Below are 8435 nucleotides of genomic sequence, written 5' to 3' on the forward strand. Positions count from 1 at the left end.
TTGTGACTCTTGAGTCGTTTGTTATTGCTATTGCTGTAGTGTCTGTCTCCTTCTGCTGCGTCGTTGTTTGTTTTTAACGCTACCACTACCACCGAGACCTACACTACCCGCTCCGGCGGCAGCGGCATATGTTTGTAAGAGGCAGCTCCATGCTCGTACCGACTCCGGCGGCGCCGACGACGTGCGCCCGGGGCAGGCCGAGCGCGTCGAGCAGGGCGGCGGCGTCCGCGACCAGGTCGCGCAGGGTGTAGGACGGGGCCTCCGGGTCGCCGGCCGGCGAGCGGCCGGTGCCGCGCAGGTCGTAGCGGACGACGAAGCGGCGCAGTGCCGCGAGTCGCTCGCAGAGGGCGTCGGGCCAGGTGAGCATCGTGTTCCCGATCAGCAGCACCGGGACGTCGGCGGGGTCGCCGAAGGTCTCGGTGCAGAGGTCGGCGCCGTCGGCGGTGATGAGCTTCTCCATGCTCGTACCGACTCCGGCGGCGCCCGGAACTCATCGGGCGCCGCCGGGCCGCTGTTCAGGCGTTCAGGCGTTCAGCCGCTCTGCCCGGCGGCCAGCGCGGCCAGGGCCGCGGTGATGCTCGCTTGGGCGGCCGCCTTGCCGACGCCGGCTTCGGAGAGGATGCCGGTGCCGTTCTCGTGTTCGAGGAGGGCGAGGAGGATGTGCTCCGTTCCGATGTGGTTGTGGCCGAGGCGCAGGGCCTCGCGGAAGGTCAGGTCGAGGGCCTTCTTGGCGTCCTGGTCGAAGGGGATGAGCGCCGGGAGGTCGCCGGACTCCGGCGGCAGCGCGGCGGTGGCGGCCTGCCGGACGGTGTCCAGCAGGACGTCCTGCCCGGTGATGGCCTTGGCCGCGAGCCCCTCGGGTTCGGCGATCAGGCCGAGGACGAGGTGGGCGGGGGTGATCTCGGTGCTGCCGGCGGCGCGGGCCTCGTTCTGGGACGTGATGACGACGTTGCGGGCGCGGGTGGTGTACCGGGAGAAGCCCTCGGACGGGTCGAGGTCGGCGGACGCGCCCTTGGCGACGAAGCGCTTCTGCGCGGCCTGCTTGCTGACGCCCATGCTCTGGCCGATGTCGGTCCAGGACGCGCCGGAGCGCCGGGCCTGGTCGACGAAGTGGCCGATGAGGTGATCGGCGACCTCGCCCAGGTGCTCGGCGGCCATCACCGCGCTGGTGAGCTGTTCGAGGGCGTCGGTGTGGACCTTCTTGATGGCGTTGATCAGATCGTCCAGCCGGATCTGGCCGGCCGCCGGAGTGGGTTCCGTCATGCGTCAACCATAGGTTGACGATGGCGGATCGTCAACCTTGGGTTGACGATCACCAGTCGGCGGCGCCCTTGAAGGTCGTTTCGGCCGGGTCGAATCCGAGGATCTTGCGGGCCGCTGTGATGTCCAGGGTGCGTTCTACGGCCAGGTGGCTGATCGCATAGCGGGTGATTCGTGGTGGTTCGGGGCGGCGGGCTAGGAGGAACGCGCCTTCGGCCACGGCTGCTAGCGGGCGGGCGATGGCGGACGGGATGTAGACGGGTTTCGCTTGGATGCGGCGTTCTCGGAGGATCTCGCGGAAGGCCTCGTCGATGGGGATCGGGGTGGCGTCGGTGATGTTGAAGACGCCCGAGGTCACCGGGCCGGTGGCCGCCAGGACGCAGGCTTGCACGAGGTTGTCGATCGAGGTCAGGCTGATGCGCTGGCGGCCCGTCCCGACGGCGGGGAGGACCGGGCCCCGGACGGCGGACAGGACGCGCGGGAGGAGTGTCGTGTCGCCAGGGCCGTAAACCGCGTGGGGACGCAAGACGATCGCGTCGTGGTTCAGGGCTAGACGTTCGGCGGCGGCCTTCGAGGCGCCGTAGGCGTTCATGTAGCGGGACACCGGGGCCTCGTCCTCGCGGGCCATGATGCTGGGGCTGAACGGGTCGTACACGCTGGCGGTGCTGAGGTGCACGAATCGGGCGTCCGGGAAGGTCGCCAGGGCGTTGCGGGTGCCGGTGTGGTTGGCGGCGAAGAGGGTGCGGGCCGGTCCCCAGTCGGTGACGCTGCCTGCACAGTGGATGACCGCGTCCACCGGGGGGGCATCCTGGAGCGGGCCTTGGGTCAGATCCCATGAACGGTAGGTTGCGCCGCCCACGTGAGGCGATGACACCATCGGACGGCGGCCGAACGCATATGTCGTGATGTCGCGCGATGCCAGGGCCCGGCAGACCGCGCCGCCTACGAAGCCTGACGCCCCGGTTACCGCGATTTTCATTACGTCACCATGGCGCGGAGCCGGTCGCGGTCGAGTTTGCTGGTTCGGCCGGAGCGCGGCAGTTCGTCCAGGACGATGATGCGGTCGGGCAAGGCGTCGTGGTCGATGACGTCGGGGAGGGTGCGGCGGAGGCTGGTGGCGAGTTCGGGCGGGCCTACTACGGCCAGGACGACTTCTTCGTCTCCTGTCTGGGGATTCGCAACGCCCACGATGGCCGCCTCGGTGACGTCGGGGAGGGCCGCGATCGACGGTTCGTATAGACCGGGGTAGAGGTTGAACTTGCCTCGGATCAGCATGTCCTTCTTGCGTCCCATGAGGACTAGGTGGTCGCCGTCCATGCGGGCCAGGTCGCCGGTCGGGAGTTCGGGGATGGGGTCCGCGCCCAGGTAGCCGCGACACAGGTTGGGGCCCGACAACAGGAGTTCGCCGTCCTCCGCTAGGCGTGCGCCCACGCCTGGTAGGGGTGCGCCCAAGAAGTCACCCGATGCCGTGTGCGCGAGTTTCTCCTTGGCCGACGCGATCGCAACCGGGAGGATCTCAGTCATCGCGTACACCGACAGGACCTCGGCGGACGGCGCCGCCGCGATCGCCCTCCGCAGGATCGGCGCGGGCGCGGGCGCCGCACCGAGCAGGACATGCCGGACGGACGGCGGCAACTCCGGGACGGCATCCAGGATCTCCGCCAGATGGACGGGGACGCAGAACGTGTGCGTGGCCCCGCGCCCCCGCATCAGCCGGGCGAAGTCGGCGGGCGGGCAGAACAGCGGCGGCATCGACCAGCGGGCGCCCGCGATCAGCGTCGGGAGGCCGAGCATGAGCTGGTCGGTGTGCACGACGTCGCCGGGGCCGAGGGGCAGGCGGGTGCGGAAGAGGTCGAGCGCGGCGGCGAGCGACGCCTGCGTGTGGACCACCGCGCGCGGGTTCGCGGTCGTCCCCGAGGTGAAGATCACTGCGGCGGGGGCGTCCGGGTCGGTGTCCTTGGAAGGCTCTGGGGCGTTCCCGCGGATCAGGCGCGTGAACGACAGGGCGCCGCGCGGCACGCCCGGCAGCCGGCGTCCGACGTGGATGTGCCGCATCGGGCCTTCGTCCGGAATCTGGAGGTCGGCGAGGTTCGGCAGGAGCAGCCCGCGCCGCCGCGCATACGCCCTCACGAGTCTCAGCCGGCTGCCCGCGTACAGCACCGATTCCGCCGCCGACCAGCGCGGACGCGCCAACCGCAGCCGTGCGGTGAACATCTCGGGCCCGGCCCCCGGATCGGCGAAGACGACCACTCCCCCGGCCGCGACCACGCCCAGCGCGAGGACGAGCGACTCCGGGGACGGCCGCACCGAGAACAGCACCCCGTCGCCGTCCGCGAGGCCCCCGGCGAGTAGCCCGTGCCGGACGGCGAGCACCTGTCGCCGCAGCTCGCCGTACGTCAGTTCCGTGCCGTCCCCGGAGATCAGCGCGACGGCGTCCGGCGTCTGGGCGGCCTGATCGAGCAGCCTCCGGACCAGCGTCATCGCGTTCCCCTTCCTGAGCGGCCGGCCAGGTCCCGGGCACCGACGGTGTCGGGCGTCATGCCCGCTTGCGAACGGACGGTCAGGTAGCGGTAGGTCGGGATCAGGACGTCGCGCGCCGCCGCCCGGCGGGTGATCACGAGGGGCGCCGCGTCCAGGAGCGTCCGGGTGGCCAGGCGGATCTGCGCCATGGCGAGCGGGTAGCCGATGCAGAAGTGCGGTCCGGCGCCGAACCACAGGCGCCGCAGCTCGGGCGGGTGCGGGCGGTCGAGGTCGAACGTGCCGTAGGCGCGGCAGCAGTTGTGCGTGGCGATCAGCACCCGGTCGCCCGGACGGACCGCGACGCCCCCGACCGTGGCGGGACGGTGCACGCTGCGCAGCATCACCTGCGTCGGCGTCGTCACCCGCATGGCCTCCTCGATGGCCCGGTCGAGGAGGGAGCGGTCGCCTGCGACGCGCGGCAGTTGGCCGTGGTCGTGGAGGAGGGCGATCAGCCGGGGCAGCAGCGTCGCGACGGTCTCGGTGCCGGTGAGGAAGAACGCTCCGGCCGCGCCGCGCGCCTCGTCCTCGGACAGGCCGAGCGCCCGCATCCGCCCCATGACCGTCGACTCGTCCCCGGCCAGGTACGACTTCGCCGCGATGTCGCCGAGCGGGTCGAGGACGTCGCGGGCGCGCCGCACCTGGGACGGGGACAGGCGGCGGGTGCGCAGCGACACCATCGCGACGATCCGCTCGCCCTGCTCGAACAGGTCCCGGTAGGCGGCCTCGCCGCCGCCCTCCAGGCCGATGACCTCGCCGATCACCGTGCCGGCCATGACGCGGGCGAAGTCGACCAGGTCGATGGTCGCGCCGCGCCGGAGCCGGTCGGTGAGCCGCTCCAGGGGTTCGGCCAGCACGCGTGCGCACAGCGCCTCGGTATAGGACGGGACGAACAGGTCGGTGAGGCGGCGGCGGAGCGCCCGGTGCGCCTCGCCCTCCATGTTGAGCAGGACGGACGGGCCCAGCACCGGCGTCCACAGTTCGCCGGGCGAGCCGGGGCCGTCCTTGCGGAACGTCTCGCCGTCCATCAGGACCTCGCGGGCCAGGCGGGCGTCGTTCACGACCACACCCACACCTGGCACGCGGACGATCGGGCCGCGCCGGGCCACCCCGCGCAGCAGCGGGTACGCGAACGGATGCGCGGCCAGGTACAGCCGCTTCTCCCAGTTCACCGGATGTCCACGACGGGCGGGCGGTAGCGGTGGTCGGCGTACCAGCCGAGCGTCTTGACCAGGCCGAATGCGCGCAGCCGCCGCACCGACCCGTACACGGTCACGTCGTCGCGCAGCGCGTAGGCGTCGGTGATGTAGCGGACGCGGTTGACGAGCGCGCGGTCCTCGTGGACGTCCTCGATGCGGGTGCGCGGGAAGCCGCCCGACCGTTCGTAGAGGTCGGCGGTGATTGCGACGTTGCAGCCCGGCATCATCACGTAGGGGCCGAGGTAGAGCGGGTCCTGGTTGCCGGGACGGAATCGTCCGAAAAGTGCGGCAATGTCGATGACGGCGGGCAGCAGGCGCCGCTCCCAGAACTTCAGCTCGAACTCGTCGGTGCGGGGCAGCAGCGGGCCGGACACCATCTCCAGCCCGTCGCCGAACGCGCGCTTCACCGCCGCGACCCAGCCGCGGTGCGGCAGGCAGTCGGCGTCGGTGCGGGCGACGTGCGTGGCACCGGCGGCGATCGCGTGCCGGACGCCCGTGTCGGCGGCGGCGCCCGTCCCCTTCTCCGGTTCGTGGACGATCCGGACGTCGAACGCCGGGTGCCCGGCCGCGAACTCCTTGACGACCTGCGCCGTCCCGTCCGTGCTGCCGTTGTCGACGACGACCAGCGAGAACGCGGTGTCGGTCTGCTCGGCCAGCCGGCGCAGCGTCGCCCCGATCGACCGCTCCTCGTCGAAGGCGGGAATGACGACCCACAGGTTCAGGCTCATGTGATCACAGCTCCGCCCCGCTCGCCGCCGGCTCCGCCCGGCTCCACGCGACGACCCGGCATGATCACAGCTCCGCCCTGCTTGCCGCCGGCTCCGCCCGGCTCCACGCGATGACTCGGCATGATCACAGCTCCGCGAACAGGACGCCGAGGCTTACGCCGCCGGCGAGGCCGATCAGGGCTATGCGGTCGCCGGGGGCGCAGCGGCCGGTGGCGCGGGCGGTGGCGATCTGCAGCGGGAGGCTCGCGGAGGCGACGTTGCCGTGCTCGGGCAGCGTGACGACGAGCCGGTCGGACGGGATGCCGAGGATGGTGCGCAGCACCTCCAGGTACGGCAGCGTCACCTGGTGGACGGCGACGACCGCGAAGTCGTCCCAGGTCAGGCCCGTCTTCGACAGGGCCGTTGTGAAGATCTCCGGGCCGTTGGCGACGAACGCGTCCTTGAGGCGGCGGCCGTCCCCGCTGAAGTAGGTGTACTCGGGGTCGCGGGGGTGCATGGAGCCGCCGGCCGGGAGGGTCCCGATCTGCCAGGCGCTGGAGACGGCGGCGAAGTCGCGGTAGAAGATGCCGCCGTCGGGGGCGGCCTCGACGAGCATCGCGGCGCCGCCGTCGGAGAGCGTGTAGCCGGCGAAGGCGTCCACGAACTGGGCGCGGTCGCGGACGTTCCAGCGGATCGCGCGGGACGGGCTCTCGCCGGTGCAGACCAGCACGCGCTCGTGCTGCCCGGTGCGGATCAGCGCGTCCGCCATCTGCAGGCCGTTGAGGAAGCTGTTGCAGGCGTTCTTCACGTCGAAGACCGGGCAGGTCGCGCCGAGCTTGGCGGCGACGATGTGCGCGGTGGCGGGCTCGATGAGGTCCTGCGAGGCCGAGCCGAAGATCAGCAGGTCGAGGCCGGCGGGCTCGGTGGCGGGCTCGGCGAGGACGCGGCGGGCGGCGGCGACGGCCAGGTCGGACGCCTGCTCGTCGTCGCGCATGACGTGCCGGGTGCGGATGCCGGTCATCCGCTCGACGATCGTGGGATGCGGCCGGTATCCCGCGCTCTCGGCCGCGACGCGGGCCTCGACCTCGGCGCTGGTGACGGTCCGCTCGGGCAGGTGCGCCGCGACGGCGGTGATGCGGGCTCTCATGGGCTGGGGTCCCCCGGTTCCTCATGCTCGGTGTCCGGCAAGCCTCGCCGACGCCGGGCGCCTCAGGTGAGGGAGACCCTACGGAACATCGACCGGGCGTTGTACCCGATTCGCCGTGAGTACCGCCACTCACCCGGATTGAGTAGTACCGCCTTTCCGTCCGGATTCCCAACCGGGGACAATTGCGGCATGACCAGCACAAAGACCACTGGGCGGGCCGCGCGGCACGAGGCGCGGCTGCTGTGGGCGGCCAACCCCGGGCTGTTCGCCCTCCTGGAGGCCGCGCGGCACACCGGGCCGATCACGCGCGTCCCCCGGCTCGGGTGGGTGGTGACGGACCCCGTGCTGGCCAGGCACGTCCTCAACGACCACGCCGCGTTCGGCATGAACGGCGAGGGCGGCGTCGGCCACCTGTGGACGCAGCTGTTCGGGGACGAGATGGCGCAGTTCTTCGGCGGCGCGCGGCACGCGGAGATCCGCACGCGGGCCCGCGACCTGTTCACCGAGGACGCCGCACAGGCCCTCGTGAAACGTTCCCAGGGCCCCTCGCACGCCGTGCTGGCCGGCCGGCTCGCCGCCGGTGAGACCGTCGACGTCGCCGACGCCGCCCGCGTCCTCGCCGGGCGGATGGTCGCCGACCTGCTCGGGCTGGCCGCCGACCGGCGGGACGACGCCTACCGGGAGCTGTTCGGCGCCGGGGAGCGGCTCGCCCGGCTGGCGATGGGCACCACGGCGTCCACCGACCTGGATTCGGGAGTCGTCGCGCGGGCCCGGAGCATCGTGGACGAGATCACCGCCGGTGTCGCGCACGCCTACCGGACGGCCGGGCCGCACACGCTCCTCGGCCGCTGCCGCGACATGGACCTCGGCCTGCCGCTCGCGCGCGGACTCGCGACCCTGCTGGTCATCGCGGGGACCGAGACCGGCGTGTCGGGGACCGTCCGCACGGTGGCGCTGCTGCACGACACCGGCCGGCAGCGGGCGCTGCTGGACGACCCGTCCCTCATGGACAACGCGGTGCGCGAGGGCCTGCGGGTCGCCACCCCGGCCCCGGTGATCGGACGGCACGTGAACCGGGACGCGAGCGTCGGCGGGCGGCGGCTCCGCGCGGGCGAGCGGGTCCTGCTGCTGACGTACCGGGCGACGAACGGCGCGGGGCCGTTCGACCCGCACCGCGAGTACGTCCCGGAGACGCGGCAGCTGTGGTTCGGCGGGGGCCGCCACCTGTGCCTGGGCGCGGCCGTCGCGCGCACGCAGGTGGCGCGGATGCTGGCGACGCTGCTGTCCGGCGGCCGTCCGTACCGGATCGTCTCCCGGCGCGCGGCCCGCGGCGTCCTCGTCCCGGCCTACGCCGAACTGTCGGTGCGCCGGGGCTAGACCTCGGGGATCACCGTCGGCGGTGCTTCGGTGATGGGGGCCGTCGGGACCGGGGCGGGTTCCGGGGAGTGCGTGATCGTCGGGCTGACCGGGCGCACCGGCTCGGGGTCGCGGGGGGCGGAGTTCCACCACCAGAGGCCGAACGAGATCGCGAACAGCACCAGCACGCCGCCGAGCAGCTGGAACACCGCTCTGCGGTGGCTCGGCTCGCGGTGCCGGCGGCGGAAC

Annotated in this window: 9 protein-coding genes; 1 reads left to right on the top strand and 8 read right to left on the bottom strand. The window is 72.4% G+C overall.

The features are described from left to right. Positions 1 to 103: 103 nt before the first annotated feature. The 7 genes from HUX53_RS33545 to HUX53_RS33575 all read right to left on the bottom strand — a co-directional run bounded on the left by HUX53_RS33545 (position 104) and on the right by HUX53_RS33575 (position 6830). Positions 104 to 460 carry an alpha/beta fold hydrolase gene (locus HUX53_RS33545; RefSeq protein ID WP_176407277.1) on the bottom strand — a complete coding sequence of 119 codons (357 nt, stop codon included), beginning with the start codon at positions 458 to 460 and terminating at the stop codon, positions 104 to 106. Positions 461 to 531: 71 nt separating this feature from the next. Then, entirely contained in the window at positions 532 to 1263 is a 732-nt protein-coding gene (locus HUX53_RS33550) for a Clp protease N-terminal domain-containing protein (RefSeq protein WP_176407278.1), read from the bottom strand. Positions 1264 to 1312: 49 nt separating this feature from the next. Beyond that, entirely contained in the window at positions 1313 to 2239 is a 927-nt protein-coding gene (locus HUX53_RS33555; RefSeq protein WP_176407279.1) for an NAD(P)-dependent oxidoreductase, read from the bottom strand. Then, complete coding sequence (locus HUX53_RS33560) at positions 2239 to 3741, bottom strand: class I adenylate-forming enzyme family protein (RefSeq protein WP_176407280.1); 1503 nt, start codon at positions 3739 to 3741, stop codon at positions 2239 to 2241. The genes HUX53_RS33555 and HUX53_RS33560 overlap by 1 nt, the downstream gene beginning before the upstream one ends. Further along, positions 3738 to 4949: a cytochrome P450 gene (locus HUX53_RS33565; protein ID WP_176407281.1), complete on the bottom strand. Its 1212-nt coding sequence runs from the start codon at positions 4947 to 4949 to the stop codon at positions 3738 to 3740. Before HUX53_RS33565 ends, HUX53_RS33560 begins: the two co-directional genes overlap by 4 nt. Continuing rightward, positions 4946 to 5704 carry a glycosyltransferase family A protein gene (locus HUX53_RS33570; protein WP_176407282.1) on the bottom strand — a complete coding sequence of 253 codons (759 nt, stop codon included), beginning with the start codon at positions 5702 to 5704 and terminating at the stop codon, positions 4946 to 4948. Before HUX53_RS33570 ends, HUX53_RS33565 begins: the two co-directional genes overlap by 4 nt. Before the next feature lie 124 nt (positions 5705 to 5828). Beyond that, on the bottom strand, positions 5829 to 6830 hold the full coding sequence (locus tag HUX53_RS33575; RefSeq protein ID WP_176407283.1) for a 3-oxoacyl-ACP synthase III family protein: 1002 nt from the start codon (positions 6828 to 6830) through the stop codon (positions 5829 to 5831). A gap of 189 nt (positions 6831 to 7019) precedes the next feature. Here HUX53_RS33575 and HUX53_RS33580 point away from each other — a divergent pair, with 189 nt between their 5' ends. Next, on the top strand, positions 7020 to 8207 hold the full coding sequence (locus HUX53_RS33580) for a cytochrome P450 (protein ID WP_176407285.1): 1188 nt from the start codon (positions 7020 to 7022) through the stop codon (positions 8205 to 8207). Here HUX53_RS33580 and HUX53_RS33585 read toward each other — a convergent pair. Then, positions 8204 to 8435 (bottom strand): hypothetical protein (locus HUX53_RS33585; RefSeq protein ID WP_217920217.1); only part of this gene is annotated, 232 nt, incomplete at its 5' end. The genes HUX53_RS33580 and HUX53_RS33585 overlap by 4 nt on opposite strands.

It is taken from the genome of Actinomadura sp. BRA 177 (assembly GCF_013372625.1).
Classification (GTDB): Bacteria; Actinomycetota; Actinomycetes; order Streptosporangiales; family Streptosporangiaceae; genus Spirillospora.

What these genes read in the sequence shown, in the direction of transcription:
- HUX53_RS33570 (WP_176407282.1), bottom strand. Translation starts at nt 5,704, where the DNA reads ATGAGCCTGAACCTGTGGGTCGTCATTCCCGCCTTCGACGAGGAGCGG.
- HUX53_RS33555 (WP_176407279.1), bottom strand. Translation starts at nt 2,239, where the DNA reads ATGAAAATCGCGGTAACCGGGGCGTCAGGCTTCGTAGGCGGCGCGGTC.
- HUX53_RS33550 (WP_176407278.1), bottom strand. Translation starts at nt 1,263, where the DNA reads ATGACGGAACCCACTCCGGCGGCCGGCCAGATCCGGCTGGACGATCTG.
- HUX53_RS33580 (WP_176407285.1), top strand. Translation starts at nt 7,020, where the DNA reads ATGACCAGCACAAAGACCACTGGGCGGGCCGCGCGGCACGAGGCGCGG.
- HUX53_RS33575 (WP_176407283.1), bottom strand. Translation starts at nt 6,830, where the DNA reads ATGAGAGCCCGCATCACCGCCGTCGCGGCGCACCTGCCCGAGCGGACC.
- HUX53_RS33545 (WP_176407277.1), bottom strand. Translation starts at nt 460, where the DNA reads ATGGAGAAGCTCATCACCGCCGACGGCGCCGACCTCTGCACCGAGACC.
- HUX53_RS33560 (WP_176407280.1), bottom strand. Translation starts at nt 3,741, where the DNA reads ATGACGCTGGTCCGGAGGCTGCTCGATCAGGCCGCCCAGACGCCGGAC.